The organism is Glycomyces mayteni (assembly GCF_042428885.1).
Classification (GTDB): domain Bacteria; phylum Actinomycetota; class Actinomycetes; order Mycobacteriales; family Micromonosporaceae; genus Glycomyces; species Glycomyces mayteni.
This window is the reverse complement of record NZ_JBHMBP010000003.1, coordinates 517,019-542,173: the sequence shown is the minus strand read 5'-3', so window position 1 is coordinate 542,173 and position 25,155 is coordinate 517,019. Positions and strand designations below refer to the sequence as shown.

Here is a 25,155-nt window from a genome sequence, read left to right as displayed (position 1 = left end):
GTATCGTTCGGTTTTCTCCGGTATCGTGCCCGAATAGGAGGTCCGGATGTTCGGAGAAGATCTGGTGGCGCAGCAGTTGTCGCAGGCGCGCGATGCGGTGGCCGGCGGTCCCGGTGGTGCTGGGGCGCAAGGTGAGCCGATCGTGGCCGAGGCGGCTGAGGGGCGCATCAAGGTGACGCTGGGCGCCGACGGGCGGTTCGAGCGGATCAAGATGACGCTGAGCGCGCTGAAGGACGGGCCGGAGGCCCTCGTCGAGGAGTTGAAGAAGGCCGCGAACGAGGCGCTCGACCGGCGCACGGCGGAGACGACGTACACCGGTCCCGTGCCCGACCAGGCCGAGATGAACGAGCGGATGGCGCGCATCCAGGACGCCTCCCTCCAGCAGTTCGCGCAGATGCGCGGTGAGATCGGCGATCTCATGGACCGAATCAGCAGAGGCAGGTGACCGTGGCCGGTCTGAACATCGACCCCGAGACCATGCGGAAGTCCGCGGACGAGATCGAGGCGGCGCGCGACGACGTGCAGGCGCTCATGGACCAGTTCACGAGCGCGCTGGAGCAGTTCGCGGACGGGTTCGGCGGCGACATGATCGGCTCGCTCGCGGGCCCGGCGCACGAGGAGTGCGTGTCGACCGCGACCGAGTGCTTCACCGCGAACATCGAGGCGCTCACCGAGTACGCGAAGGACATCCGCGAGATGGCGGACGAGCACGAGGCGGCCGACGGCAGGGTCGCCGAGTCGTTCAAGACCCTCCACGGCGAGATGAAGCCCTGACCGACCACGCACCCCAGGCGAGAAGGAGCCCCAGATGGGCATGCAACTCCCCGGCGAGCTGATCACCCTGCTCGGGATGCTCGGCTACGACTGGCCCGAGTCGGACGAGGAGAAGATCTTCAACCTCGCCGGCGAGTGGACCGGCATGGCCGACCAGATCACCGGCCGGGTCGAGTCGCTCAGCGCGGCCTCGCGCACGCTGATCGAGAACAACTCCGGCGGCGACATCGACGCCTTCCAGACCCATTGGGAGGACGAGGAGTCGGCGATGAAGAACATCGCCGACATCGGCGACCCGTCGAACGAGATCAACATCGGGTTGACGATCGCCGCCGGGATCATCCTGGCGCTGAAGATCGCCGTGATCATCCAGTTGGCGGTCCTCGCGGTGCAGATCGCGTGGGCGATCGCGACCGCGCCCCTGACGTTCGGGGCGTCGATGGCGCAGATCCCGATCTTCAAGCAGATCGCCGGGCTGATCATCGACCAGCTCATCGACCAGGCCGTGAACGCGGTGCTCAATGCCGCCTAAGGGACCGAAGTCGGGCTCGAAGGCCAAGAGCACCGTGATCAACAAGGTCATCAACGTCGACGGCGTGTTCCGCAAGCCCGAGCCGCGCGGCCGCTCGAACCACCCCGACCCGGACGTGCGGAACCTCGACAACAAGATCGACGACATCAAGCGGGAGGACAAGCCCCGGGACTGGGGCTCGATGGACTCCACCGGCGACAAGAAGAAGGACCACGACAAGCTCAAGGAACGCTGGAACGAGTACATCGACGAGAACCCCGAGGGCTGGAGCAACAAGAAGCGGCAGCCGTGCGTCTCCGCCGTGTGGGACCGCGAGTCGGGACGGGTCTACTACGACCACAACGTGAACAAGCGCGACAAGTGGAACATGGACCCCGACGACCTCGACCCGATCCTGCGCGAGCGCTACAACAAGTCCCTGGACCGGGACGGCGACTTTTGGAAGCTCCAGCCGCCCGACCAGGACCGGCACGGCGCGCCCGGCACGCACTCGGAGACCCGGGCGCTCAACCGGGCCCTCAAGGACGCCCGCGCGGACGGCCGCGAGCCGTGGATGGAAGACTTCATGATCCACAACGGCAACCCCAAGACCAAGGACTCCATGCGCTCGTGCGGCAACTGCACGCAGATGTGCGACGGCACCCACGGCTCCAAGGCCGGCTGGAAGACGAAGTCCGACGGCTCCGGGTACGAGGAAGACACGAGCTGGAACGGTGATTTCTCCGTATGAAACCGAGTTACGACCCCGTCGCGCTGTCCGTGCCCGACGAGGAGATCCGCATCGACGGGAACCAGTCCTACTGGCGCGGCTCGGAGCGGTTCACGGGGTTCACCGGGGAGGAGCTCGACGACGGCGTCTACGAGTTCCAGAGCTTCAAGGACGGCTGGCTCGACGGCCCCAGCGGCCAGGTCACGGCCGACGGCGACCTCATCGAGGAGGAGTGGTACCAGGGGAACCACCTGTACGGGATCACCCGCGAGTTCCGCCACGACGGCACCCTGGCGAAGGCCACCGGCTACCAGTTCGGGTACCCGATCTGGATCGTGCGCTTCGATTTCGACGGCACCACCCCCCTGGAGACCGAGTACCCCGAGCCCGTCCACGGGCAGCGCGAGCTGATCGACATCCTCGGGAGCAAGCGCGAGTACCGTCCGCTGCGCGGACCCGAGGACGCCGCGGACCTCTCCAAGCACTGAGGCCCCGGCAGGCGCCGTTCACGCGACCGGGTCGGCGCGGCCCGTCCGCCAGCACCACGCGGCGATGCCGACGCGGTTCGCGGCGTTGAGCTTCGCCTGGATGCTCGCGAGGTGCGTCTTGACGGTGCCCACGGAGATGAACAGCTCCGCGGCGATGTCAGCGTTCGAGAGCCCGCGGGCGACCAGGCGCGCGAGCTCGGTCTCCCGCGGCGTCAGCGGGTTCGGCGGCGGACGGTGCGCCACCGGGGCGAGGCGCCGCAGGAGCTTCACGGTGATCGCCGGGCTGATCAGGGACTCCCCGGCCACGGCCGCCCGCACGGCCTCGGCCAGGAGCGCCGGGCCCGAGCGTTTGAGGACGAAGCCGCACGCGCCCGCGCGCAGCGCCGCATGCACGTACTCGTCGTCGTCGAACGTCGTCACGATGACCACGCGCACCTGCGGATCGGCGTCCGGGGCGGCGAGCAGCCGCGTCACGTCGAGGCCGTCGAGGCGCGGCATCCGGATGTCCACCAGCGCCACGTCGGGCCGCAGCGACCGCGCGAGCGACACCGCCCGCGCGCCGTCGGCGGCCTCGCCGACGACCGCCATGTCCGGCTGCGCGTCAACGAGCCGGGCGAGGCCGCGGCGCACGCGCTCCTGGTCGTCGGCCACCAGCACCCGGACGCTCACTCGGCCACCGCCGCCGAGGGGACCGGCAGCGCGGCCTCCACGGCCCAGCCCGCGCCGTCCGGGCCCGCGCGGAACTCGCCGCCCAGGGCCTCGACCCGCGCGGCCAGCCCGATGAGGCCGGTCCCGCCGCGGCCCCCCGCACGCGGCAGCGACCGGCCCGGCCTCGCCCCGCCGGTGTCGGCCACGCGCACTTCCACATTCGCGGGCCCGGCCGCCACGGTGACGGCGACGCCCGCCGCGTCGGGCGCGTGCCTCCTGACGTTCGTGAGCGCCTCGGCCACCAGCCGGTACACCGCCTCGCCCGTCTCGCGCGGCACCCGCTGGGCCGCACCGGGATCGAGGTCGCACCGGACGGGGAGGCGCGCGGTCTCGGCGAACCGGTCCGCGAGCTCGGGCAGGTCCGCGACCCCGTAGGTCCGCGCGCCCGGCGACCCGGTGCCCTCGCCGCGGAGCATCCCCACGGTCCGGTCCATCGCCGCGAGCGCCTCCAGCCCGGCCCGCTCGATCCGCTCCAGGGCCGCGTCGCCCCCGCCGCCTTCGGCGCGGGTGGCCTGGGCGTCGAGGACGATGCCGGTGACGTCGTGCGCCACCAGGTCGTGCAGCCCGGCCGCGAGGGCCAGCCGCTCGCGGCGCCTCACGTCCTCCAGGGCCCCGGCCCGGCCGCGCGCCACGAGCCGCACGAGGAGCCCGGCGCCCGCCGCGGCGAGGCCGAGGACCGCGCCGAAGGCGATGAAGAAGACGTACTCCGTGGCGCTCGCTCCCGCGCCGTCGAGCATCCGCAGCGGTTGCGCCGCAAGGGCGGCGGTGCCGAGCACCGTGGCCGCCGCCGCGCGGCCCGGGGACGCGTGCCGCACCGTGAGCGCGGTCAGGGCCGCGAGCGCCGCGCCCTCCAGGAGCATCCACGCCCCGGCCGTCCCGGTGAGCGTCCCCCGGAAGAGGGCCGTGCCGAGGAGGGACGCGGCGGCCGCCGCGATGCCGACCGGGCCGTGCCCGATGCGCCGTACTCGATTCATGCGGCGACCGTACCCAGCCGCGGCGCTCCCGGCCCTCTGCCGAAAGACGGATATCCGGGGCGCGCGGTCCCTCCTGCGACGGATGCCCGGCGGGGGCCCGCGGCGGCCACGCTTGACCGCACGTCAGTCGAGGACTGCCGTCGAAGACCAACGCCGTCAAGGAGAGTCACCATGGTCCACACCCCGGTCCGGGCCCGCGCCGAGCGCGGCCCCCTCGCACGCGCGGTCGCCGCCAGGCCGCTGCTGAGCTTCTTCGTCCTCTCGTTCGCCCCGTCGTTCGCGTACGAGCTCGTGGTGATCCTCGTGCTCCGGCTCCCCCTGGTGCCGTGGATGTTCGCGGCCCCGTTCATCGGGCCGTTCGCGGCGGCGTTCGCCGTGACCGCGGCGTGCGAGGGGCGGGACGGCGTGCGGGCGCTGCTGCGGGACCTGTGGCGCTGGCGGGTCGGCGGGCGCTGGTACGCGCTGGTGCTGCTCGGGCTCCCGGCGCTGCTCATGCTGTGCGTGCTGCCGCTGCCGGGCGCGGCGGCCGCGTTCGGGCCGGTGCCGCGGGAGGTCCCGGCGTGGGTGCTGGGGTTCGCGCTGGTGCTGGTCGTGGGCGGGCCGCTGGGGGAGGAGCCGGGGTGGCGGAACTTCGCGACGCCGCGGCTCCAGGAGCGGTTCGGGCCGGTGCGCGGGACGCTGGTCCTGGGGGTGCTGTGGGGGCTGTGGCACCTGCCGCTGTTCATGATCGAGGGCTACAACCACGCCGGGGGCGGGCTCGGCGCGACGGTGCTGCCGTACCTGGTGTTCCTGGGGTTCACGGTCGCGATTGCGTTCCCGTTCACGTGGCTGTACAACCGCACGGGCGGCAGCGGGCCGCTCGCGGTCTTGGCGCACACGTTCTTCAACGTGACGCTGCTGCCGGTGATGTTCCCGGGCGTCGCGAACGACCTGCGCTACGAGGCGGTGCAGCTCGCCGCGTTCGGGGCGGTGGCCGTGTCGCTGGTCACGGTGACGCGGGGGCGCCTGGGACGGGCCCCGAATGTCGGCCCCCGTTCGTAGGATCGGGGCAGTCGAGGAGAGGAGTGGAGATGACCAGGTATTTCATCTCGTTCGACGAGGGGACGATGGTGATACCGGAGGCCGACCTCGCCGAGGTCGGCGCGGAGGCCCACGCTGTGGTCGCCGCGGCCAAGGAGGCCGGGGCGTGGATCACCGGCGGCGGGGTGATCCCCGGGGCCAGCGTCGTCGCGGTGGACGGCTCGGTGAGCGAATCGCCTGCGCCGGAAGCGAAGACGACGGTCGGCGGGTTCGTGGTCCTGGAACTGGGCTCGCACGCCGAGGCCCTGGACTGGGCCGGGAGGTTCGCGAAGGCGTGCCGCTGCGCGGGAGGTGAGGGCCCTCATGGACGATCCGGAGGCGTGAGGGCGACGAGCTCGACCTCGTAGCCGTCCCGGTCCTCCAGGTAGGCCGCGTAGTGGTCCGGGCCGCCCGCGTACGGGTGGCGGTCGGGGAACATGAGGGCCCAGCCGTGGGCGGGGCCTTCGGCCGCCAGGCGATCGACCTCGGCCGCGGTGCCGACGTGGAACGCGAGGTGGTTCAGGCCCGGCGCGCGCCGGTCGTGCCGGTCGCCGGTCATGGCCGCCGACTGCTCGACCACCAGGTACGTCGCGCCGAGCCGCCAGCTCATCCCGCGGTCCCAGTCCTGGTGGACGGTGTAGCCGAGCCGCCCGAGCAGCCACCCGAACGAGGCCTTCGCCCGGCCGAGGTCGGGGACCCACAGCTCGACGTGGTGCAGCGTGCCGTGGGCCGGGTTCTCCATGGCGGCAATGCTAACCGCGGCGGTGCGGCGAAACCGGCTTTACGGGCCCCCGCGGGTCCGGGATCATCGGCGGATGGGTATCGAGATCCGCGATTACGTTGCGGCGGACGAGGACGGGTGGCTCCGGTGCCGCGTGCTCGCGTTCCTGGGCACGTCGTACTTCGACGCCGTGGAGCCGCGCAAGCCCGCCATCGCCGAGCCCGGCTTCTCGCTCGTCGCGGTCGCCGACGGCGCGGTCGTCGGGCTGATGGACGTCGCCGTCGAAGACCACGATGCGACGATCGAGAGCGTTGCGGTGCATCCCGACCGGCGCTCCGAGGGGATCGCGCGGGCCCTGCTCGACGCCGCCGTCGCGCGGCTGACCGGCACGGGCGTCACAGTGCTCGACGCATGGACGCGGGAGGACCCCGGCACGCTCGCCTGGTACCGCGCCACCGGGTTCACCGAGAGCGACCACTACCTGCACGTCTACGCCGACCTGCACGCGCACCCCGAGGAGCCCGACCGGGCCATTGGGTCCCGGCGGCCCGGGCTGCGGCCGGTGAAGGCGTTCCTGCACGCGAAGCTCGAAGACGAGGCGCGGCTGCGGGAGGAGTTCGCGCGGGTCCACGTGTGCCGCAGGTTCGCGCTCCCTATTCCGGGACGAGCTGCGTCACCAGCGACGTGACGAGCGCGTCCGTCCTGGCCTGGTCGAAGAGGTCGGGGAGGGTGAGGCGTTCGAGGATGAGCCAGTTCAGGGCCAGGTAGAGGTGGACGACCGTGTCCGCGTCGCCGGGCATGCCCGAGTCCAGGTGGAAGTCGATGTTGTCCTGGAGGTTCGCGCGGATCTGCTCGGTGAGGACCGCGCGCAGCTCCGGGCGGCGGGTCGATTCGAGGCGGAGTTCGAGCATCGCGAGCTGGCCCGAGGGGTAGGCGGTGATGCGCCCGACCATCTCGTGCATGAGGCGGTCGACCGAGGCGCGGGTGCGGGGGAGCGCGAGGGACTCGCCGACGACCTCCGGGCCCGGGTCGAGGCGCTCGAAGACGCGGCGCCCGGCCTGGACGAGGAGCGCGTCCCGGTTCGGGAAGTAGTTCGAGGCGGTGCCGGTGGGGACGGCGGCGCGCTGGTCCACGGCGCGGAACGTGAGCCCGCGGGCGCCCTGGTCGGCGAGCACTTCGATGGCGGCGTCGACCAGTGCGGTGCGGCGCTCGGGGTTCTGGCGCATGGGTTCCTCGATCCTCGGTTGACACCACTTCGGATGTAGTGGTAACTTCAAACCACTTCATTCATAGTACTTCAAACGGAGTGTGTATGCGCGAGTTGACCTACTACATCGGCGCCACCATCGACGGCTACATCGCCGGCCCCGGCGGCGAGTTCGACCGGCTGCCGATCGAACCCGACCTGTCCGCCCACATCAACGCCCTGCGGCCCGAGACGATCCCGACCGCGTTCCGCGAACCGCTCGGCCTCGCCGACGCGCCCAACAAGCTGTACGACACCGTCCTCATGGGCAAGGGCACCTACCTGCCCGGCCTGGAGTCCGGGAGCCCTAGCCCCTACGCGCACCTGGAGCAGTACGTCTTCTCCTCGACGCTCGACCCCGCGCTCGCCCCCGACGTCAACTTCGTCGCCGAGGACGCGCTCAAGACCGTCCGCGAACTGAAGCGGCAAGAGGGCCAAGGCATCTGGCTCTGCGGCGGCGGCAAGCTCGCCGCCGCGCTCGTCGAGGAGATCGACGAGATCGTGCTCAAGCGCTACCCCGTGGTCCTCGGCGGCGGCCTCCCGCTGTTCGACGGCCCCTACGCGCCCCTGCGCCTCGACCTCGTCGAGAACCTCACCTTCGAGTCCGGCATGTCCCTCCAGACCTACCGCGCCCGATGAGACGCCCACGGGAGCAAGGGGCCCGGTGTCGTACCGGGTTCCTATGCTTCCTGGCGTGAACCTCAACGACTCCTCATCCGTCCCCGGTGAAGACGCCGTCGCGCTCCCGGAGTCCTGGACCGAGCACACCCTCGACCGGCGCGGACGCCGCGCGCCCCGGCACGTAGACGTCGACGCCCAAGCGCCGCAGCTGCTCCAGGACCTCTTCGACAAGAACGAGCACCACCTCAAGGCCCCTCTGGAGACCGCCGCCGCGCAGGGCGGCCCGCTCGAAGCCGCCCTCAAGGCCGGACTCGCCCACGAGGACGACCCGGCGGCCGCCGCCCTCGCCGCGTCGCTGCTCATGCGCATGCACTGGAAGCGGGGCGCCGAGATCGGGCGGACCGCCCTGCACGCGTGGATCGCCCGCCACGGCCTCGCGTTCGCGGCCGAGGCCCTCATGGAGCTGTTCGCGAACTCGCTGTCCTGGTACCGCGCCAACGACCACCCCAGCGGCTCCGTCCTCGGCTTCGCGCCCCACTCCACCTACAGCTTCGCCCGCAGCGCGGTCAGCTCCTACCCGGCCCTCGCCGACCTCCGCTCCCTCCTTGCAGCCCTTCCCGACGGCGAGTACGAGGACCTCCGCGACCGCCTCGCCGCCCGCTGCGCCTCCGACGCGCACCGGGCCGTCGGCGCGATCCTCATGCCCGACCAGGAGCAGTGGGTCCGGGACGCCTGCGCCGTCTACGCCTCCCGCAGCCGCCACGGCGCCAACGTCATCTGGACGTTCGTCTCCACCGCCGAGCACCTCGAACTGTGCGGCGTCGACTACCTCGACCACCCGCAGTTCGACGCCTCCGCGATCGCCCGCGCCCTCGACGTCCTCGGCGCCGACATCCTCCCGGTCCTCACCGCCACCCTCGACCACGAGTCCAAGCCCAGCGCCGAGACCCGCGACCTCATGTTCGAGGCCATCGGCCGCCTCCCCTCCGACGCCGCCCTCGCCTACCTCCTGGAGCGGACGGTCCGCCCGCAGGCGCTCGCCGCCCTGCGCCAGGCCGCCGCCCGGTTCCCGGTGCGGACGCTCCGGGCCGCCGCCGCGGTCGCGCCCACCGCGTCGCTGCCCGCGCGGGCCCGCATCGCGGGCCTGCTGCGCGAGTTCGGCATCGAGGAGCATTTGTCCGCATTGGACGACGCGCGGCGCGCGGCCGTGGAGGACCTGCTCGCCGCCGCGGCCCGGCACCCCGTCGCCGAGGAGCCGCCCGCGGTGTTCGCGGTGCCGCCGTGGGCGCCGTTCGGCAAGGCCGGGAAGACCGCCGTCGCCGGGCTCGTGCCGCCCGAGACCGACGAACTGCGCTGGGCCCCAGAGGAGCGGGAGGCCTGGGGCACCATGCCCGAGGAGGGCTACGCGTACTCGTACATCCGCGGGAACCCCGACATGTGGGACCGGATGATGCCCGAGGGCCCCGACCCCGACCACTACTACTTCCCCGAGCTGCTCGCCTGGGGCCCCGAGGACCGCGCCCGCGCGGCGCTGCCGCTGTGGGCCGGGAAGTTCGAGTGGTCCACGACCGAGACGCTCTGCGCGATCCTCGCCCGCTTCGGCGACGACGCCGCCGCGCAGGTCATGGACCTCGTCAAGAAGCGGCCCTCGCAGCGCGCCGCCATGATGCCGTTCGTGAGCCTCGACGCCGCCCGCCTCGCGGCCGACCTGGTGTCGCGCCCCCGCGGGGACCGCGCGCTCGGGCGGGCGTGGCTCGACCGGCACGCCGCCGACGCCGCGTCGCTGCTCATCCCCGACGCGCTCGGCAAGGCCGGCAAACCGCGCCTGCACGCCATCGACGCGCTCAAGCACCTGGCCGCCGCGGACCGCGCGCTGCTGGACGAGCGCGCCGCCGCGTACGGCCCGGCCGCGCTGGAGGCCGTCGCCGCGATCGTGGACGCCGACCCGCTCGACCCGCAGCGCCGCGTCCCCAAGGCCCCGGCCTGGGCCGACCCCGCGATGCTCCCGCCGGTCCTGCTGGCGGGCCGGGAGGCCGCGCTGCCCGCCGACGGGGTGCGCACCCTCATGTCCGCGCTCGCCCTCGACGACCCGGACCTGCTCTACCCGGGCGCCGAACTCCTTGTGGCCGAATGCGACCCGGCGTCGCTGACGGCGTTCTCGTGGGGCCTGTTCGAGCTGTGGCTCTCGGCCGGGTCGCCGTCGAAAGACGGCTGGGCGATGGACCAGCTGCGGCGCTTCGCCGACGACGCTGCCGTGCGCCGCCTCACCGACCTCATCCGCGAATGGCCGGGCCAGAGCCAGAACCGCAAGGCCGTGCGCGGCCTGGAGATCCTGGGGCACATCGGCTCCGAGGCCGCGCTGCGCGCGGTCCAGGCCATCGCCTCGAACGCGAAGTTCAAGGCGCTCAAGAAGACCGCGGCCGCGCAGATCGAGGTCATCGCCGAGCGCCTGGACCTGAGCCTCGACCAGCTCGCCGACCGCCTCGTGCCCGACTTCGGGCTGTCCTCGGACGAGCCGCTGGTCCTGGACTACGGGCCGCGCTCGTTCACCGTCAAGTTCGACGAGAGCCTGAAGCCGTTCGTGCTGGACGACAAGGGCAAGCGCCGCGCGAGCGCCCCGAAGCCCGCCGCGGCCGACGACGCGGAGCTGGCGCAGGCCGGGTTCGAGCGGTTCGCGCTGCTGCGCAAGGAGTTGAAGGCCGCCGCGACCGCCCAGGTCAAGCGCCTGGAGACCGCGATGGTCGCCCAGCGCGAGTGGACGGTGCCGGAGTTCCGGCGGTACCTGGTGGACCACCCGGTGGCGTGGCAGCTCACCAGCCGCCTGGTGTGGCAGTGCTCGGACGGGGACGGCTGGCGCTCGTTCCGCCTCGCCGAGGACCGCACGGCGGCCGACGCCGAGGACGAGCCGTTCGACCTGCCTGAGGGGGCTTCGGTGCGGATCGGGCACCCGGTGTCGCTGGGCGCGGAGGTCGCCGGGTGGGCCGAGGTGTTCGCGGACTACGAGATCCTCCAGCCGTTCGAGCAGTTGACGCGGCTGGTGCTGGCCCTGACGGACGAGGAGCGCGAGGCCGGGCGCGTCGCCCGCTTCGAGGGCGCGAAGACCGGCGCCGGGCCGCTGATCGGCCTGCTCAAGCGCGGGTGGCGGTACGGCGACCCGCGGGCGCGCAGCTACGGGCGCGGTATCTACTTCGAGTTCCCGGAGGGCGGCTACGTGCTCCTGGAGCCCTCGCCGGGCGTCCACCCCGGATACGGCGGGTACGACGACAACGAGCAGGTCCTGGAGAAGGTCGTCGTCGCGCTCCCGGAGAACGGCGACGTCGACCCGGTCCGCATGTCCGAGACGCTCACGGTCGCAGCGCGCATCGCGCGCGCGACGCGCTAGCGCGAGCACGCGAGCGGGGCTCGGCCGGTTGCACCGGCCGAGCCCCGCTCGCGTTGCGCGACATGTCGTACCCCTCGGGCACCCTTGAAAACCGGGGGCCCACCCCGAGGCCTCCGGAAGGCCGTTCGGGTGCCCGGCGGCGGGCCGGTCGGCGGCCGCGGAGCGTCGCGATGTCGTACCCCTCGGGCACCCTTGCAGACCGGGGGCCCAACCCCAGGGGTCCGCTGGGTTGTTCGGGTGCCCGTCAGATGCGGGCGTCGGGCCTCAGGGATTCGAGTCGGGGCCAGAGGGTGTCGGGGATCGGGGTCTCGTAGAGGGCGATGGTCTCGGCGATGCGTTCGGCGCGGGAGACGCCCACGACCGTGGCGTCGACCAGGGGGGAGCGGGTCGAGAACTGGAGGGCCGCCGCCGCGAGGGGGACGCCCGCCGCTTCGCAGGCCTCGGCCATGGCGGCCGCGCTCGCCGCGAACGCCTCGTCGCGTTCGCCGTAGCAGTACTTCGGCTGGGCCGCAGGGCCCTTCGAGAGCATGCCGCCGCCGTACGGGGCCGCGTTGAGCACGCCCAGGCCGGCGGCGCGGGCGGTCTCGAAGAGGTCGTGGGCCTCGCGGTTGAGGAGGGTGTAGCGGTTGTGGTTGAGCACCAGGGCGAACTCGCCGGTGTCCAGGTACCTCTGCGTCACCGCGATGTCCCCGGCCGCGACAGCGAGGTGGTCGACCAGGCCCTCGTCGCGGATCGCGACCAGCGCCTCCAGGGCGCCGCCCGGCGCGAAGCCGTCCTGGCTCATGAACTCCGGGTCGTGGAGGGCGAGGATCGGGACGCGGTCCAGGCCCAGGCGCTCCAGGCTCTCCTCCAGGGAGCGGCGGACCCGCGCGCCGGAGTAGTCGCCCGTCTCCGGGTCGGCGTCCACTTTGGTCTGGAGGACGAAGCCCTCGGGGAGCCCGCCGCGGCGGCGGATCGCCTCGCCGATGCGGCGCTCCGCGAGGCCGTCCTTGCCGTAGTTGTTGCCGGTGTCGAGGTAGTTGACCTCGCTGTCGAAGACCGCGAGGATCGTCTCGACCGCGCGCTCGTCGTCCACGTCGTACCCGTAGGTCTCGGTGAACCCGGCGATGGTGCTGGTGCCGAAGCACAGCGGCGTGACGCTGATGCCGGTCTTGCCGAGGGTGGTGCGCTGCATGATCATCCGTTCTTCAGAGAATCCGTGCCCGCGTCGAGCCGCGCGGGGTCGAGGGCGTGCTCGATGACCATGACCCCGGCGCCGATCGCGCCGCTCGACTCGCCCGTGCGGGCGGCGGCGATGCGCAGGTGCCTGGTGGCCAAGGGGAGCGAGCGCTGGTAGATGACTTCGCGGACGCCCGCGATGAGGTGGTCGCCCGCGAGCGCGAGGGAGCCGCCGATGACGATGATCGAGGGGTTGAAGAAGTTGACGGCCCCGGCGAGGACCTCGCCGATGTCGCGCCCGGCCTGGCGGACCCGTTGCAGCGCTGGGATGGAGCCGGAGCGGGCGAGTTCGACCACGTCGAGGGAGCCGCCCGCGGGGATGCCCTCGGCGGTCAGGGCGGCGGCGATGGCCGCGCCGGAGGCGACGGCTTCGAGGCAGCCGGTGTTGCCGCAGCGGCAGTGGGCGTCGTCGGCGCCCGCGACGCGGATGTGGCCCATGTCCCCGGCGGCGCCCTGCGCGCCGCGGTAGACCTGGCCGCCGACGATGATGCCGCAGCCGATGCCGGTGGCGGCCTTGATGAAGAGCAGGTGCTCGTACTCGGGCCAGGCGGCGAAGTGCTCGCCGAGGGCCATGATGTTGACGTCGTTGTCGACCAGCACCGGGACCGGGATGCGCTCGCGCACGTAGGAGGGCACGTCGAAGCCGTCCCAGCCGGGCATGATCGGCGGGTTGACGGCGCGGCCGGTGGAGTGCTCGACGGGGCCGGGGAGGCCGATGCCGATGCCGAGGAGGTCGCCGACGGGGCGGGCGACCTCGTCGAGGAGCTTGCGGCCGTGCTCGACGGTCCAGTCGAGGACCGCCTTGGGGCCCAAGGCGATCTCCAGGTCGGCGTTGACGGCGGCGAGGACGTTCCCGGCCATGTCGATGACGGCGAGGCGGGCGTGGGTGGCGCCGAGGTCGGCGCCGAGGACGATGCGGGCGGCGGGGTTGAACGCGAAGGTGGCGGGGGGCCTGCCGCCGGTGGAGGCGGTCTCGCCGGAGGGGGCGATGAGGCCCGCGGCGAGGAGGGCGTCGACGCGGCCGGTGACGGTGGAGCGGGCGAGGCCGGTGAGCGCGGCGAGCTCGGACCTGGTGCGGGGCACGCCGTCCCGCAGCAGTTGGAGCAGGGTGCCCGCACCGGCGGCGGCCGCGGGGGCCGTCCGGTGCCGCTCGGTCGAACCATCAGTCACGGGACTAGTGAACCACACCGGTTCAGACGGACTGGTGTCATAACTGTTTCATAACACGAACAACTTTTGCTTGTGCTCCGACATAAGTCTGCCCTACGGTCGTCATATGGCTCACGTCACGATCACTCGGCAGACGACCTACCGCGCCGCCGTCGTCGGCACCGGCTTCATGGGGCGGGTCCACTCCGCCGCCATCGCCGCCGCCGGGGGCACGGTCGCCGGGATCGCCGGCTCGACCCCCGAGCGGGCCCGCCGCGCCGCGCCCGCGCTGCGGGCCGAAGCGGTCTTCGACGACGTCAAGGACCTGATCGACGCCGTCGATGTGGTCCACGTCTGCGTCCCCAACCACCTGCACCACCGGATCGCCATGGCGGCCATCGAGTCCGGGAAGCACGTGGTGTGCGAGAAGCCCCTCGCCACCGACGTGGAGGCCGCCCGCGACATGACCGAGGCCGCGGCCGCGGCGGGCGTCGTCGCCACCGTCCCCTTCGTCTACCGCTTCCACCCGATGGTCCGCGAGGCCCGCGCCCGCATCAGCGCGGGCGGCATCGGCCGCCTCACCCTCGCGCACGGCTCCTACCTCCAGGACTGGCTGCTGCGCCCCGACGACGACAACTGGCGCGTGGACGCCGACAAGGGCGGGGCCCTGCGGGCCTTCGGCGACATCGGCTCCCACTGGTGCGACCTGCTCGAATTCGTCTCGGGCGACCGGATCACGGCCGTGTCCGCGCAGCTGTCGACCGCGAACCGCCGCCGCGGCGGCCGCGAGGTCGCCACCGAGGACATCGTGACGCTCCAGTTCGCCACCGCGGGCGGCATGATCGGCTCGACCGTGGTCAGCCAGGTCTCCGCGGGGCGCAAGAACCGCCTGCTCCTGGAGATCTCGGGCTCGGAGGCCACGCTCGCGTTCGACCAGGAGCGCCCCGAGACGCTCTGGATCGGCGGCCGCGAGGTCAACGGCGAGCTCATGCGCGACCCCGACAACCTCAGCCCCGACGCCGCGCGCCTCGCCCGCGTCCCCGGCGGCCACGCCCAGGGCTACCAGGACTGCTTCAACGCATTCGTCGCCGACACCGGCGCGGCCATCGCCGGGAGCGCCCCCGACGGGCTGCCGGTGTTCGCCGACGGCCTGCGCGCCGCCCGCATCGCCGAGGCCGTCGCCGAGTCGGCCCGCACCCGGGACTGGGCGGAGGTGCCGCAGTGACCGACCTCCTGCTCGCCATGCGCGGCATCGACAAGGCCTTCCTCGGCGTCCCCGTCCTGTCCGGCGTGGACCTCACGATGGCGCCCGGGGAGGTCCACGCCCTGGTGGGGGAGAACGGCGCGGGCAAGTCCACGCTCATGAAGATCCTCGCGGGCGTCCACACCGCGGACGCCGGCACCATCGAGCTGGACGGCCGCGCCGTCTCCTTCACCCACCCGCTCCAGGCCCAGCAGGCCGGGGTGGCCTCGGTCTTCCAGGAGTTCAACCTCCTGCCGCAGTTGACCGTGGCAGAGAACGTCCACCTGGGACGCGAGCCGCGCCGCCGCGGGCTCATCGACCGCCGCGCCATGACCGAGTCCACCGCAGAGGTCCTCGCCGACCTCGGCGTCGAGGACCTCTCGCCCTCAGCGAGAGTCGGGACGCTGTCGGTCGCGCACCAGCAGATCACCGAGATCGCCAAGGCCCTCTCCCAAGGGGCCGACCTCATCTGCATGGACGAGCCCACCGCCGCCCTCGCCGACGCCGAGGTCGAACTCCTCTACCGCCTCGTCGCCCGCCTGCGCGAGCGCGGCACCGCCGTCCTCTACGTCTCCCACCGGCTCAAGGAGATCTTCGACCTGTGCGACCGGATCACCGTCCTCAAGGACGGCCGCCTGGTCGAGACCACCGCCACCGCCGACATCACCCCCGACGACCTCGTCGCCAAGATGGTCGGGCGCCGCATCGAGGCCCAGTTCCCCGAGCGCCTGCCCGGCACCGAGACCGGCGCCGTCAGGCTCAGGATCAGCGGCGGCGGGAACGACCGCGTCGACGCGATCGACCTCGAAGTCCGCGCCGGGGAGATCGTGGGCCTGGCCGGGCTCCAGGGCTCGGGCCGCACCGAGATCGCCGAAGCGGTCTTCGGCATCGCCCCGTTCACCCGCGGCACCCTCGAAGTCGACGGGAAGCCGATCCGCATCACCAAGCCCCGCAAAGCCATCAGCGCGGGGATCGCGCTCGTCACCGAGGACCGCAAGGCCCAGGGCCTGGCCCTGCGCCAGTCCGTGCGCGCCAACGCCCGCATGGTCCTCGACGCGAACGCGCGCGTCCACTCCCGCGCCCGCCTGGCCCGCGTCACGGGCCTGCTCTCCAGCCTCGACCTCGTCGCCCGCGGCGAGGACCAGGAAGTGCGCTTCCTCTCCGGCGGCAACCAGCAGAAGGTCGTCGTCGCCAAGTGGCTCGCCGCCGAGCCCGGGGTCATCGTCCTCGACGAGCCCACCCGCGGGATCGACGTGGGCGCCAAGCACAAGCTGTACTCGGTGATCCGCGAACTCGCCGCCGAGGGCCTCGCGGTCCTCCTCATCGCCTCCGAGCTCATCGAGGTCATCGGCCTCGCCGACCGGATCGCCGTCCTCCACGACGGCCGCATCGCCGCCGAACTCCCCGGCGGCGCAACGGAGCAGCAGGTCATGGCCTACGCGACCGGAAGGGGCCCGGAATGACACCGCGCCTGCCCCGCCTGGGCACCACCGCCCTCATCTACCTCGCGCTCGCGGGCGTCCTCCTCGTCGGCGGCGTCGCGGTCGCACTGGACGGCGGGAACCTGTTCGCCACCGCGAACCTCGTCGACATGCTCACCCGCACCAGCCTCACCGGGTTCCTCGCCATCGGCATGACCCTGGTGATCCTGTGCCGGTCCCTGGACCTGTCCGTGGGGTACACCGCGGCGCTCTCCAGCCTCGTCGCCGCGACGACCATGGACGGCGACCCCGCGAACGTGCCGCTCGCCATCGGGGCGGTCCTCCTCGTCTCCGGCCTCGTAGGCGCCTTCAACGGCGCGGTCACCGCCTACCTCGGCGTCAACCCGTTCATCACGACCCTCGGGACCGGCCTGATCATCAAGGGCTACCTGGACACCCAGTACAAGGGCCCCGCCGGGGACGTGCCCGCCGTGTTCCAGCAGTTCGGGTACACGCGCATCGGGCCCGTGCCGGTCTCGGCGCTCGTCATGCTCATCGTCGCGGCCGCCGCGATCTGGTTCCTGCGCTCCACGCGCACCGGCCACCACATGTACGCCGTGGGCGGCGACGTGGACGTGGCGCGCATGTCCGGCATCCGCACCGGCCGCACCCTCCTCGTCGCGCACGTCCTGTGCGGCATGACGGCCGGGGCCGCCGGGCTCCTGCTCGCCGCGCGCTTCGGGACCGGCTCGGCCGAGGCGTACACGAACCTCTACGAGCTCGACGCCATCGCCGCGGTGGTCCTGGGCGGGACGCTCCTGCTCGGCGGCAAGGGCGGCGTCGCCGGGACCGTCGCGGGCGTGGCGATCCTCGCCGTCCTCGACACCGTGTTCAACGTCCTCCAGATCGACCCGTTCGCCAAGGACGTGCTGCGCGGCGCCGTCATCATCGTCGCCGTCGCCATCTACGCCCGCCGCCAGCTCGACCGCCACGCCCGGCGGCCCCGCTTCGCCGAAGGGAGGGCGTCATGACCCGCGCCCGGGAGCTGCTCGCGCGGGCGACGAACCCGACCGCGACCGTCTTCATCCTGCTCGTCCTCGTCTTCGCGGCCGTGTTCGCGATGAACCCCGGGTTCTTCGCGGGCCCCTCGCTCATGGCGTTCCTCAAGCAGGCCGCGCCCCTGGTGATCCTGGCCGCGGGCCAGTACTTCGTGATCGTCTCGGGGAACTTCGACCTGTCCGTGGGCGCGCTCGTGGGCGCCCAGGTCGTCATCGCCGCGCGCCTCATCGACGGCGAGGAGTCCCGCACGGTCCCCGTGCTCATCGTCATGGCGCTCTTCGGGATCGCGGTCGGGCTCGTCAACGGGCTCATCACCACGGCCCTGAAGGTCCAGTCGTTCATCACCACCCTCGGGATGCTCCTGGTCCTCTACGGGGCCATCCGGCTCTGGACCGGCGGCGCCCCCACCGGCAGCCTCTCCGAGTCCTTCCGCGAGGCCGGGCGCATGGGCATCCAGGACGTGCCGGTCCTCGGCCAGATCCCCTGGGCGCTGCTCATCATGCTCGCGCTCGGCGCGGGCGCGGTGCTGCTCATGCGCACCCGATTCGGCCGCATCCTCATGGCCGCGGGGGACAACGAGCGCGCCGCGGCCCTCTCGGGCGCCCGCGTGGACACCGCCCGCACGCTCGCGTTCGTCCTCTCAGGACTGTCGGCGACGGTGGCGGGCGTGCTCATCGGCGGCTTCGCGGGCGTCTCCGCGCAGGTCGGCGACGGCCTGGAGTTCACCGTCATCACCGCCGTCGTGCTCGGCGGCGTCGTGCTCGGCGGCGGCCGCGGCTCCGTGCTCGCCGCGATGGCCGGGGCCCTGGTCATCGAGGGCCTGTTCACCCTGTTCAACCAGATGGCGCTCCCCGCGACGCTCCGGCCCGCCGTGCAGGGCGCCATCATCATCGCCGCCGTCGCCTACGCGGCGCGGGCGCGCGCCCGGCCCGTCCCGACCGCCACCACCGCAAGTCCAACTCCCTCATGAGAAGAAGGTCATCCACCATGCGGACAACCCGTATAGCCGCGGCAGCCGCGGCGTCCCTGGGCATCCTGCTCGCGACCGCCTGCACCACCGACGCCCCGACCGACGAGGCCGACGACGCGACCACCGAGACCGAATCCGGCGGGAACGAGTGGTTCGTGCAGGCCGACTACGACGAGCAGCTCGCCCAGCGCGACATCGAACCCGAAGGCGACCCGGCGGCCCCGTGGCTTCAGGCCATCGAGCCCGAGTGGGTCGACACCGCCGCGTTCGCGCAGGAGGGCGGCGACGCCACCGTGTGCTTCTCGAACGCCTCGGTCTCCAACCCGTGGCGCGTGACCGGCTGGATCACCATGCAGCAGCAGGTCGAGGTCCTCCAGGCGGAGGGGAAGATCGGCGAGTTCCGGCACTCCGACGCCGGGGACGACGACGACCAGCAGATCAGCGACATCCAGGCGTTCGTCGACTCCGGCGACTGCGACGCGCTCATCATCTCGCCCTCCACGACCGCGACCCTCACGCCCGCGGTGGAGACGGCCTGCGAGTCGGGCGTCCCGGTCATCGTCTTCGACCGCGGCGTCAACACCGACTGCGCCGTCACCTTCATCCACCCGATCGGCGGCTACGCGTTCGGCGCCGACGCCGCCGAGTTCCTCGTGGACAACCTGGAGCCGGGCGACAAGGTCCTGGCGCTGCGCATCCTCCCGGGCGTGGACGTCCTGGAGAACCGCTGGGCCGCGGCCACGGAGATCTTCGCCGACTCGGAGCTGGAGATCCTCGGCGACGAGTTCACCGGCGGCGACGCCGCGGAGATCAAGAACATCGTCACGCAGTACCTCCAGCGCGGCGACGTGGACGGCATCTGGATGGACGCCGGGGACGGCGCCGTCGCGGCCATCGAGGCGTTCGAGGACGCCGGCAAGCCCTACCCGGTCATGACCGGCGAGGACGAGCTGTCGTTCATGCGCAAGTGGCAGGAGACCGGCATGACCGCGCTCGCGCCCGTGTACTCGAACTTCCAGTGGCGCACGCCGGTCATCGCGGCGACGATGATCCTCGCGGGCGAGCAGGTGCCCGCGGAGTGGGTGCTCCCGCAGGAGCCGATCACCGAGGCCGACCGCGACCAGTACCTCGAAGTGAACGCCGACATGCCCTCGCTGCACTACGCCAAGTTCGGCGGCGAGGACCTGCCGGGCTTCCCCGACGCCTGGCAGGACCGTTGAGCCGCATAGGCGTCAACACCTGGGTCTGGGCCTCGCCGCTCGACGACGAGGCCCTGGCCCGGCTCGCGCCCCGGATCGCCGCGTGGGGGTTCGACGCGATCGAGCTGCCCGTGGAGTCCCCCGGGGACTGGGACGCGGCGAGGGCCGCCGAGCTGCTGCACGAGCTCGGCCTCGCCGTCACGGTGGTCCTCGTCATGGGCCCGGGACGCGAACTCGTCGCCGCGCCAGCGGAAACCGTCGCCGAGACGCAGGACTACCTGCGCAGCGTCGTGGACGCCGCCGTCGCGGTCGGGTCGCCGGTGATCGCCGGGCCCGCGTACGCGTCGGTCGGGCGCACCTGGCGCATCGGCGACCGCGCGGCGGCGTACGGGGAGCTGCGGGCCAACCTCCGGCCCGTCGCCGAGTACGCCGCCGCGCGGGGGGTCACCCTGGCGGTGGAGCCGCTCAACCGCTACGAGACCAGCGTGGTGAACACCGTGGACCAGGCCCTCGAAGCGCTCGACGGCCTGCCCGGGACGGGGCTGGCCCTGGACGTCTACCACATGAACATCGAGGAGACCGACATCCCGGCGGCGATTGCAAGGGCCGCAGGGAGGATCGCGCACGTGCAGGTCTCGGCCAACGACCGGGGCGCGCCGGGCCGCGACCACCTCGACTGGCCCGCGATCACCGCGGCGCTCGACGGCGCCGGGTACCGCGGACCGCTTGTCATCGAGTCGTTCACGGCGCACAATGCGACCATCGCCGCCGCGGCGTCGATCTGGCGTCCGCTCGCGCCGACCCAGGACGCCATCGCCGTCGACGGCCTGACCTTTCTGAGGAGCCTGTATGCCTAGACCGATCACGCTGTTCACCGGCCAGTGGGCGGACCTGCCCTTCGAGGAGGTGTGCCGCCTCGCGGCCTCGTGGGGCTACGACGGGCTCGAAGTCGCCTGCTGGGGCGACCACCTCGACGTGGTGCGCGCCGCCGAGGACGACGACTACGTCGCCGACCGCAAGGCCGTCCTCGAATCGCACGGCCTGGGCCTGTGGGCGATCTCGAACCACCTTGTCGGCCAGGCGGTCTGCGACGACCCGATCGACGACCGGCACAAGTCGATCGTGCCCTCCCGCGTGTGGGGCGACGGCGACCCCGAAGGGGTCCGGCAGCGCGCCGCCGAGGAGATGAAGGCGACCGCGCGGGCCGCCGCGAAGCTCGGCGTGGACACCGTCATCGGGTTCACCGGCTCGGCCGTGTGGAAGTACGTGGCGATGTTCCCGCCCGTGCCGGAGGCCGTGATCGAGGCGGGCTACGACGACTTCGCGGCCCGCTGGAACCCGATCCTCGACGTGTTCGACGAGGTCGGCGTCCGGTTCGCGCACGAGGTCCACCCCTCGGAGATCGCCTACGACTACTGGTCGACGCACCGCGCGCTCGAAGCGGTCGGGCACCGGACCGCGTTCGGGCTCAACTGGGACCCGAGCCACATGGTGTGGCAGGACATCGATCCGGCCGCGTTCCTGTGGGACTTCCGCGACCGGATCTACCACGTGGACTGCAAGGACGCCCGCAGGCGCCTGGACGGGCGCAACGGCCGCCTCGGCTCGCACCTGCCGTGGGGCGACCCGCGGCGCGGCTGGGACTTCGTGTCCACCGGCCACGGCGACGTGCCGTGGGAGGACTGCTTCCGCGTCCTGGGCCGCATCGGCTACTCCGGCCCGATCTCCGTCGAGTGGGAGGACGCCGGGATGGACCGCCTGCGCGGCGCGGCCGAGGCCGTGGAGTTCGTGCGGAACCTGAACTTCGAGCCCCCGGCGGCGTCCTTCGACAGCGCCTTCGGCTCGGACTGATCCTCCGGGCCCGGCCGCACCTCCGGGTCCGCACAGGAGACTGCGGGCCGCCCTCCTCCCAGGGCGGCCCGCGGCGGTCTCCTCTCAGGCGAACGAGAACAGGGGCGGGAACACCAGGACCACGACCGCCGCCCACGCCGCGTACACCGGCATGTAGCCCGTCTGCCAGTCCTCCAGCTGCGCGAAGCGCTTGCGGCGCCTGATGATCGAGACGTACAGCCAGGCCGTCCACGCGAGGTTCGCGAACAGCACGAGGTTCTCGCCGAGCGCGGCGCTCTTGTTGGGCGTGAACCCCCACTCGGTGATGCGGCCGAGGATCGCGACGAGCACGAGCACGTCGATGAGCAGCGCGGCCACCACGAGCGCGAGCTGCATCCAGTCGAACACCCCGGGCTTCGCGGCGCTGTCGCGCGCGGAGATCGAGTACAGGACCAGGCCGAGCACGACGGCCAGCAGGAGGTCGAACAGGATGAGCATGTCCCGCTCGACGTCGATCGCGTTGGTGGTCACGCCGATCGCGACGAGCACCGCCACGAGCGTGACGGCGAACAGCGGCGTGAACACGCGGGTGAGCACCGGCGCCATGTTCTCGATGACGCTCTGCTTGGCCTCGACCAGCCACGCCGCGACCACGACGGCGGCCGCGAACCCGCACGGCACCAGCCACTCCGAGACGAACACCTCCGCGTCGACGCCGATCGCGCCGAACACGCCCGCGGTGAACCCGGTGAGCACCCCGCCGCCGAGTCCGATGAGGACCAGGTAGATGAACCACTCGCCGGTGAACCGGATGAAGTCCATGCGCTTTCGCCCCGAGCGCCACTCGCCGCCGGTGTAGGCGACGCCCACGACGAACCACAGCAGCAGCGGCAGGTGGATCGCGCTGAGCACGATCGACTGCGAGTCCGGCTCCAGCGGGTACGCGTTGTTGGCGACCGCGCCGACGGCGAACAGGGCCGCCACCAGGGCGATCGCGGCCTCGCTGAGCCGGCGCCGCCACGCGAAGTAGACCGCGAGCGGCGCGAGCACGAGCAGGCCCATGTTGCGGGCGTAGAACTCCGCCGAGTCGTCGAACCCGGTCCCGAACAGGGCCGGGAGCTTGACCGCGACCGCTCCCAGTGCGGCGCAGACGATCATGACGACCAGGCCGCGCCGCCGCTCCTCGTCGGCGGCCCGGTCCCGGTCGGGGTCGAGCACGAGCTGCTTCCACAGCCGGTCGGAGTGCTCGCGGGCGAACTCCCGCGACAGCTCGTCCATGCGGCCCATGCGCTTGACGGCGATGAGGAACGCCTCGTCGGGCTTGAGGCCCGCCTCGGTGAGGTCGCCGACCCGCTCGCGCAGGTGGTCCTCCAGCTCGTCCACGTCGGCCTCGCTGATGGCCTTGCGGCGCAGCATGTACGCGCGCCACTCGGCGACCTGGGCCTCGATGTCGGTGTCGGTCATGTCAGGCCTCCAGCGGCGGCGCGGCGGGTCCGAGGGCGCGGGTCGCCTCCCAGATGTCCTGGAGCGCGTCGGTGACGGCGGCCCACTGGCGCCGCTGCTCGGCGAGCTCGCGGCGCCCGTCCTCGGTGATGGCGTAGTACTTGCGGCGGCGCCCGCCCTCGGGCGTGCGCCAGGTGGACTCGACGTGGCCGAGCCGCTCCAGCCGGTGCAGCAGCGGGTAGAGCAGGCCCTCGGTCCACTCCAGCCGCCCGCCGGACCGCTCGGCGATCTGCTTGAGGATCGCGTAGCCGTAGCTCTCCTCCTCGGCGAGGATGCCGAGCACGAGCGGGGTGGCCGAGGCCGCCACGAGGTCTTTCGCGATGTGCATGAGGGGGCGCCTCCTTACCTAGATCTTCTATGCCTTGTGGTTCTATGCATCGTAGATCTAGGGTTCCCGGATTGTCAAACGGCCCGGCCGGAACCCCGGCCGGGCCGTTCGAGCCCCTGGTCAGCCGTTCGGCAGGATCACCGCGCGCCCGTTGATCCGCCCCGCGTGCAGCCGCTCGTACGCCTTCGGCGCCTCCTCCAGCGAGTACGTCTCCACGTGCACGTCGATCAGGCCGTCCCGCGCCAGGTCGAGCACCTCGATGAGCTCGTCGCGCGTGCCCCAGTACGGGGCCTTCACCGACACCTCGAACGGCAGCGCCCCGAACCCGACCGGCAGCGTCCCGCCGCCGATCCCCACGATCGTCACGTCCGACTCCACGGCCGCGCACGCGCCCGCGGTCGCCACCGTCGGGCCCACGCCCACGAAGTCGAACACCGCCTGCGCGCCGATCCCGCCGGTCAGGTCCTTGACCTTCTCCGCGGCGTCCCCGTCCGACAGGAACGCCTCGTGCGCGCCGACCTTCCGCGCCAGTTCGAGCTTGTCCTCCGACACGTCGAGCGCCACGACCTTCGCCGCCGAGACCGCCCGCAGCACCTGCACCGCGACGTGCCCGAGCCCGCCGGTGCCGATGACGACCGCCGTCGAGCCCGGCGTGAGCTTCGGGAGCGACTTCTTGATCGCGTGGTACGGGGTCAGCCCCGCGTCGGTGAGCGGCACGGTCTGCACCGGGTCCAGGTTCCCCAGCGGCACCAGGTGCCGCGCGTCGTCCACGATCAGGTACTCCGCGATCGCGCCCGGCGAGCCCAGGCCGGGCGGGTTGATGTCGAGCTCGCGCACGCGCTGGCAGTAGTTCTCCTCGCCCGCCGCGCACTTGATGCACCGCCCGCAGCCCCACGGGCCGTACACGGCGACGGACTCGCCGACCTCCACGCCGGTGACGCCGTCCCCGAGCGCCGCGACGGTGCCCGCGCCCTCGTGGCCGAGCGTGAGCGGCAGCTTGTACGGGAAGCCCTCGGCGGGCCATTCCATGACGGCGATGTCGGAGTGGCACACGCCCGCGGCGGTGACCTTGAGGAGGACCTCGCCGGGCTTCGGCTCGGGCGTGGGGATCTCGACGACCTCGGGGGCCTTGCCGATCTCGCGGTACTGCAGGGCTTTCATGAACGCCTCCGTGCGGTTCGCTGGGCCCGCGAATCCGCAGTCCACGGGGCCTCCTGACCCGGTCACGGTAACCCGGATCACCCTGGCGGCGGCCGTGTTCGGGGAAGCCCGGGGACCATCACCGGGCAGGGAGCGGAGCGGGTGGGCTAGGTTCGGGCGCGTGGACTTCGCGAACGACCCCCAGGCGCTCCTGGAGCGCGTCAAGGCCCTCGGCACGGGCGGCCGCGTGCGCATCGGCATCGCCGGATGCCCCGGCGCGGGCAAGACGACCGTCGCGGCGTGGCTCGCGCGCACCCTCGACGCGGGCGGCACGCGCGCCGTGCAGGTGCCCATGGACGGCTTCCACCTCGCGAACGCCGAGCTCGTGCGCCTGGGCCGGCGCGGGCGCAAGGGCGCGATCGACACGTTCGACGGCGACGGCTACCGGGCGCTTCTGGAGCGCATCGCCGCCGAGCGCACCACCGTCTACGCGCCCGAGTTCGACCGCACGGTCGGCGAGCCGGTGGCCGGGTCCATCGCCGTCCCGCCCGAGGCGCAAGTGGTCGTGACCGAGGGGAACTACCTGCTCGACGACACCGGCCCGTGGCCCGCGGTGCGCGCCGCGCTCACCGAGGTCTGGTACTGCGAGACCCCCGAGCCGCTGCGCCTGGAGCGCCTCATCGCCCGCCACGAGCGCTTCGGCAAGACCCCCGAGCACGCCCGCGCCTGGGTCGCCGAGGTCGACGAGCCCAACGCGACGCGCATCCGCGCCACCCGCGACCGCGCGGACCTCATCCTCGATTTCGAGACCCTCGCCATATTTCCGTGACCTCCCGCCCGCGGCCGGGCGTTTCTGTCGCACCCCTCGGCAAGACTCGCCG

27 protein-coding genes are annotated in these 25,155 nt (G+C 72.6%); 18 read left to right on the top strand and 9 right to left on the bottom strand.

What is annotated here, in order from left to right:
* Positions 1-46 precede the first annotated feature (46 nt).
* The 5 genes from ACFFXY_RS15100 to ACFFXY_RS15080 are packed head-to-tail and all read left to right on the top strand — an operon-like array spanning position 47 to position 2,503.
* Positions 47-445, top strand: coding sequence for a hypothetical protein (locus ACFFXY_RS15100; RefSeq protein ID WP_382351941.1), 399 nt, complete (start codon positions 47-49; stop codon positions 443-445).
* Positions 442-774, top strand: a complete 333-nt coding sequence (locus ACFFXY_RS15095) for a WXG100 family type VII secretion target (protein WP_382351938.1) — start codon at positions 442-444, stop codon at positions 772-774. The genes ACFFXY_RS15100 and ACFFXY_RS15095 overlap by 4 nt, the downstream gene beginning before the upstream one ends.
* Positions 775-808: 34 nt before the next feature.
* Positions 809-1,306: a WXG100-like domain-containing protein gene (locus ACFFXY_RS15090; protein ID WP_382351935.1), complete on the top strand. Its 498-nt coding sequence runs from the start codon at positions 809-811 to the stop codon at positions 1,304-1,306.
* Entirely contained in the window at positions 1,296-2,036 is a 741-nt protein-coding gene (locus tag ACFFXY_RS15085) for a hypothetical protein (protein WP_382351932.1), read from the top strand. Before ACFFXY_RS15090 ends, ACFFXY_RS15085 begins: the two co-directional genes overlap by 11 nt.
* A complete protein-coding gene (locus ACFFXY_RS15080; RefSeq protein ID WP_382351929.1) occupies positions 2,033-2,503 on the top strand; it encodes a hypothetical protein in 471 nt (156 codons plus the stop codon). Before ACFFXY_RS15085 ends, ACFFXY_RS15080 begins: the two co-directional genes overlap by 4 nt.
* A gap of 18 nt (positions 2,504-2,521) precedes the next feature.
* On the opposite strand, the gene ACFFXY_RS15075 is transcribed toward ACFFXY_RS15080, so the two are convergent.
* Complete coding sequence (locus ACFFXY_RS15075) at positions 2,522-3,172, bottom strand: response regulator (protein WP_382351927.1); 651 nt, start codon at positions 3,170-3,172, stop codon at positions 2,522-2,524.
* The gene (locus ACFFXY_RS15070; RefSeq protein ID WP_382351924.1) at positions 3,169-4,185 is read right to left on the bottom strand and encodes a sensor histidine kinase; all 1,017 of its coding nucleotides are present in this window, start codon (positions 4,183-4,185) and stop codon (positions 3,169-3,171) included. Before ACFFXY_RS15070 ends, ACFFXY_RS15075 begins: the two co-directional genes overlap by 4 nt.
* 171 nt (positions 4,186-4,356) lie before the next feature.
* Between ACFFXY_RS15070 and ACFFXY_RS15065 the strand changes: the two genes are divergently transcribed.
* Together ACFFXY_RS15065 and ACFFXY_RS15060 are read left to right on the top strand one after the other, a co-directional pair.
* A complete protein-coding gene (locus ACFFXY_RS15065; protein WP_382351922.1) occupies positions 4,357-5,226 on the top strand; it encodes a CPBP family intramembrane glutamic endopeptidase in 870 nt (289 codons plus the stop codon).
* 29 nt (positions 5,227-5,255) lie between these two features.
* A complete protein-coding gene (locus tag ACFFXY_RS15060) occupies positions 5,256-5,612 on the top strand; it encodes a YciI family protein (protein WP_382351919.1) in 357 nt (118 codons plus the stop codon).
* Here the strand turns inward: ACFFXY_RS15060 and ACFFXY_RS15055 are convergent.
* Entirely contained in the window at positions 5,567-5,986 is a 420-nt protein-coding gene (locus tag ACFFXY_RS15055; RefSeq protein WP_382351916.1) for a VOC family protein, read from the bottom strand. The genes ACFFXY_RS15060 and ACFFXY_RS15055 overlap by 46 nt on opposite strands.
* 73 nt (positions 5,987-6,059) lie before the next feature.
* Here ACFFXY_RS15055 and ACFFXY_RS15050 point away from each other — a divergent pair, with 73 nt between their 5' ends.
* Positions 6,060-6,653, top strand: coding sequence for a GNAT family N-acetyltransferase (locus ACFFXY_RS15050; protein WP_382351913.1), 594 nt, complete (start codon positions 6,060-6,062; stop codon positions 6,651-6,653).
* Here ACFFXY_RS15050 and ACFFXY_RS15045 read toward each other — a convergent pair.
* Positions 6,619-7,191, bottom strand: coding sequence for a TetR/AcrR family transcriptional regulator (locus tag ACFFXY_RS15045; protein ID WP_382351910.1), 573 nt, complete (start codon positions 7,189-7,191; stop codon positions 6,619-6,621). The two genes, ACFFXY_RS15050 and ACFFXY_RS15045, sit on opposite strands and share 35 nt — an antisense overlap.
* An 86-nt stretch (positions 7,192-7,277) precedes the next feature.
* On the opposite strand from ACFFXY_RS15045, the gene ACFFXY_RS15040 reads away from it, so the two are divergent.
* Both ACFFXY_RS15040 and ACFFXY_RS15035 read left to right on the top strand, forming a co-directional pair.
* A complete protein-coding gene (locus tag ACFFXY_RS15040; protein ID WP_382351907.1) occupies positions 7,278-7,850 on the top strand; it encodes a dihydrofolate reductase family protein in 573 nt (190 codons plus the stop codon).
* Between the two features lie 55 nt (positions 7,851-7,905).
* Complete coding sequence (locus ACFFXY_RS15035; RefSeq protein ID WP_382351904.1) at positions 7,906-11,214, top strand: DUF4132 domain-containing protein; 3,309 nt, start codon at positions 7,906-7,908, stop codon at positions 11,212-11,214.
* 244 nt (positions 11,215-11,458) lie between these two features.
* On the opposite strand, the gene ACFFXY_RS15030 is transcribed toward ACFFXY_RS15035, so the two are convergent.
* Together ACFFXY_RS15030 and ACFFXY_RS15025 are read right to left on the bottom strand one after the other, a co-directional pair.
* Entirely contained in the window at positions 11,459-12,388 is a 930-nt protein-coding gene (locus ACFFXY_RS15030) for an aldo/keto reductase (RefSeq protein ID WP_382351900.1), read from the bottom strand.
* A gap of 2 nt (positions 12,389-12,390) precedes the next feature.
* The gene (locus ACFFXY_RS15025) at positions 12,391-13,602 is read right to left on the bottom strand and encodes an ROK family transcriptional regulator (RefSeq protein ID WP_382351897.1); all 1,212 of its coding nucleotides are present in this window, start codon (positions 13,600-13,602) and stop codon (positions 12,391-12,393) included.
* A 106-nt stretch (positions 13,603-13,708) separates the two neighbouring features.
* Between ACFFXY_RS15025 and ACFFXY_RS15020 the strand changes: the two genes are divergently transcribed.
* Genes ACFFXY_RS15020 through ACFFXY_RS14990 form a run of 7 tightly spaced genes read left to right on the top strand, consistent with a single transcriptional unit; the run spans position 13,709 to position 21,324 of the window.
* Complete coding sequence (locus tag ACFFXY_RS15020) at positions 13,709-14,806, top strand: Gfo/Idh/MocA family protein (RefSeq protein WP_382351894.1); 1,098 nt, start codon at positions 13,709-13,711, stop codon at positions 14,804-14,806.
* A 17-nt stretch (positions 14,807-14,823) separates the two neighbouring features.
* Entirely contained in the window at positions 14,824-16,287 is a 1,464-nt protein-coding gene (locus ACFFXY_RS15015; RefSeq protein ID WP_382352029.1) for a sugar ABC transporter ATP-binding protein, read from the top strand.
* A complete protein-coding gene (locus ACFFXY_RS15010) occupies positions 16,284-17,276 on the top strand; it encodes an ABC transporter permease (protein WP_382351891.1) in 993 nt (330 codons plus the stop codon). The genes ACFFXY_RS15015 and ACFFXY_RS15010 overlap by 4 nt, the downstream gene beginning before the upstream one ends.
* Positions 17,273-18,274, top strand: a complete 1,002-nt coding sequence (locus ACFFXY_RS15005) for an ABC transporter permease (protein WP_382351888.1) — start codon at positions 17,273-17,275, stop codon at positions 18,272-18,274. Before ACFFXY_RS15010 ends, ACFFXY_RS15005 begins: the two co-directional genes overlap by 4 nt.
* Before the next feature lie 17 nt (positions 18,275-18,291).
* Positions 18,292-19,494 carry a substrate-binding domain-containing protein gene (locus ACFFXY_RS15000; protein WP_382351885.1) on the top strand — a complete coding sequence of 401 codons (1,203 nt, stop codon included), beginning with the start codon at positions 18,292-18,294 and terminating at the stop codon, positions 19,492-19,494.
* A complete protein-coding gene (locus ACFFXY_RS14995; protein WP_382351882.1) occupies positions 19,491-20,330 on the top strand; it encodes a sugar phosphate isomerase/epimerase family protein in 840 nt (279 codons plus the stop codon). Before ACFFXY_RS15000 ends, ACFFXY_RS14995 begins: the two co-directional genes overlap by 4 nt.
* Positions 20,323-21,324, top strand: coding sequence for a sugar phosphate isomerase/epimerase family protein (locus ACFFXY_RS14990; RefSeq protein ID WP_382351879.1), 1,002 nt, complete (start codon positions 20,323-20,325; stop codon positions 21,322-21,324). Before ACFFXY_RS14995 ends, ACFFXY_RS14990 begins: the two co-directional genes overlap by 8 nt.
* 84 nt (positions 21,325-21,408) lie before the next feature.
* Here ACFFXY_RS14990 and ACFFXY_RS14985 read toward each other — a convergent pair whose 3' ends face one another.
* From ACFFXY_RS14985 to ACFFXY_RS14975, 3 genes are all read right to left on the bottom strand, one after another.
* Positions 21,409-22,767, bottom strand: coding sequence for a permease prefix domain 1-containing protein (locus ACFFXY_RS14985; protein WP_382351876.1), 1,359 nt, complete (start codon positions 22,765-22,767; stop codon positions 21,409-21,411).
* A 1-nt stretch (position 22,768) separates the two neighbouring features.
* Positions 22,769-23,134 carry a PadR family transcriptional regulator gene (locus ACFFXY_RS14980; RefSeq protein ID WP_359944753.1) on the bottom strand — a complete coding sequence of 122 codons (366 nt, stop codon included), beginning with the start codon at positions 23,132-23,134 and terminating at the stop codon, positions 22,769-22,771.
* Between the two features lie 120 nt (positions 23,135-23,254).
* On the bottom strand, positions 23,255-24,295 hold the full coding sequence (locus ACFFXY_RS14975; RefSeq protein ID WP_382351873.1) for an NAD(P)-dependent alcohol dehydrogenase: 1,041 nt from the start codon (positions 24,293-24,295) through the stop codon (positions 23,255-23,257).
* Positions 24,296-24,455: 160 nt separating this feature from the next.
* On the opposite strand from ACFFXY_RS14975, the gene ACFFXY_RS14970 reads away from it, so the two are divergent.
* A complete protein-coding gene (locus ACFFXY_RS14970) occupies positions 24,456-25,103 on the top strand; it encodes a nucleoside/nucleotide kinase family protein (protein WP_382351871.1) in 648 nt (215 codons plus the stop codon).
* Positions 25,104-25,155: the final 52 nt, after the last annotated feature.

Bases quoted from the DNA above. Each gene is read 5' to 3' on its own strand.
- ACFFXY_RS15100 (WP_382351941.1), top strand. From the start codon at position 47: ATGTTCGGAGAAGATCTGGTGGCGCAGCAGTTGTCGCAGGCGCGCGAT.
- ACFFXY_RS15090 (WP_382351935.1), top strand. From the start codon at position 809: ATGGGCATGCAACTCCCCGGCGAGCTGATCACCCTGCTCGGGATGCTC.
- ACFFXY_RS15085 (WP_382351932.1), top strand. From the start codon at position 1,296: ATGCCGCCTAAGGGACCGAAGTCGGGCTCGAAGGCCAAGAGCACCGTG.
- ACFFXY_RS15080 (WP_382351929.1), top strand. From the start codon at position 2,033: ATGAAACCGAGTTACGACCCCGTCGCGCTGTCCGTGCCCGACGAGGAG.
- ACFFXY_RS15070 (WP_382351924.1), bottom strand. From the start codon at position 4,185: ATGAATCGAGTACGGCGCATCGGGCACGGCCCGGTCGGCATCGCGGCG.
- ACFFXY_RS15065 (WP_382351922.1), top strand. From the start codon at position 4,357: ATGGTCCACACCCCGGTCCGGGCCCGCGCCGAGCGCGGCCCCCTCGCA.
- ACFFXY_RS15060 (WP_382351919.1), top strand. From the start codon at position 5,256: ATGACCAGGTATTTCATCTCGTTCGACGAGGGGACGATGGTGATACCG.
- ACFFXY_RS15055 (WP_382351916.1), bottom strand. From the start codon at position 5,986: ATGGAGAACCCGGCCCACGGCACGCTGCACCACGTCGAGCTGTGGGTC.
- ACFFXY_RS15050 (WP_382351913.1), top strand. From the start codon at position 6,060: ATGGGTATCGAGATCCGCGATTACGTTGCGGCGGACGAGGACGGGTGG.
- ACFFXY_RS15045 (WP_382351910.1), bottom strand. From the start codon at position 7,191: ATGCGCCAGAACCCCGAGCGCCGCACCGCACTGGTCGACGCCGCCATC.
- ACFFXY_RS15040 (WP_382351907.1), top strand. From the start codon at position 7,278: ATGCGCGAGTTGACCTACTACATCGGCGCCACCATCGACGGCTACATC.
- ACFFXY_RS15030 (WP_382351900.1), bottom strand. From the start codon at position 12,388: ATGCAGCGCACCACCCTCGGCAAGACCGGCATCAGCGTCACGCCGCTG.
- ACFFXY_RS15020 (WP_382351894.1), top strand. From the start codon at position 13,709: ATGGCTCACGTCACGATCACTCGGCAGACGACCTACCGCGCCGCCGTC.
- ACFFXY_RS15015 (WP_382352029.1), top strand. From the start codon at position 14,824: ATGCGCGGCATCGACAAGGCCTTCCTCGGCGTCCCCGTCCTGTCCGGC.
- ACFFXY_RS15010 (WP_382351891.1), top strand. From the start codon at position 16,284: ATGACACCGCGCCTGCCCCGCCTGGGCACCACCGCCCTCATCTACCTC.
- ACFFXY_RS15005 (WP_382351888.1), top strand. From the start codon at position 17,273: ATGACCCGCGCCCGGGAGCTGCTCGCGCGGGCGACGAACCCGACCGCG.
- ACFFXY_RS15000 (WP_382351885.1), top strand. From the start codon at position 18,292: ATGCGGACAACCCGTATAGCCGCGGCAGCCGCGGCGTCCCTGGGCATC.
- ACFFXY_RS14990 (WP_382351879.1), top strand. From the start codon at position 20,323: ATGCCTAGACCGATCACGCTGTTCACCGGCCAGTGGGCGGACCTGCCC.
- ACFFXY_RS14985 (WP_382351876.1), bottom strand. From the start codon at position 22,767: ATGACCGACACCGACATCGAGGCCCAGGTCGCCGAGTGGCGCGCGTAC.
- ACFFXY_RS14980 (WP_359944753.1), bottom strand. From the start codon at position 23,134: ATGCACATCGCGAAAGACCTCGTGGCGGCCTCGGCCACCCCGCTCGTG.
- ACFFXY_RS14975 (WP_382351873.1), bottom strand. From the start codon at position 24,295: ATGAAAGCCCTGCAGTACCGCGAGATCGGCAAGGCCCCCGAGGTCGTC.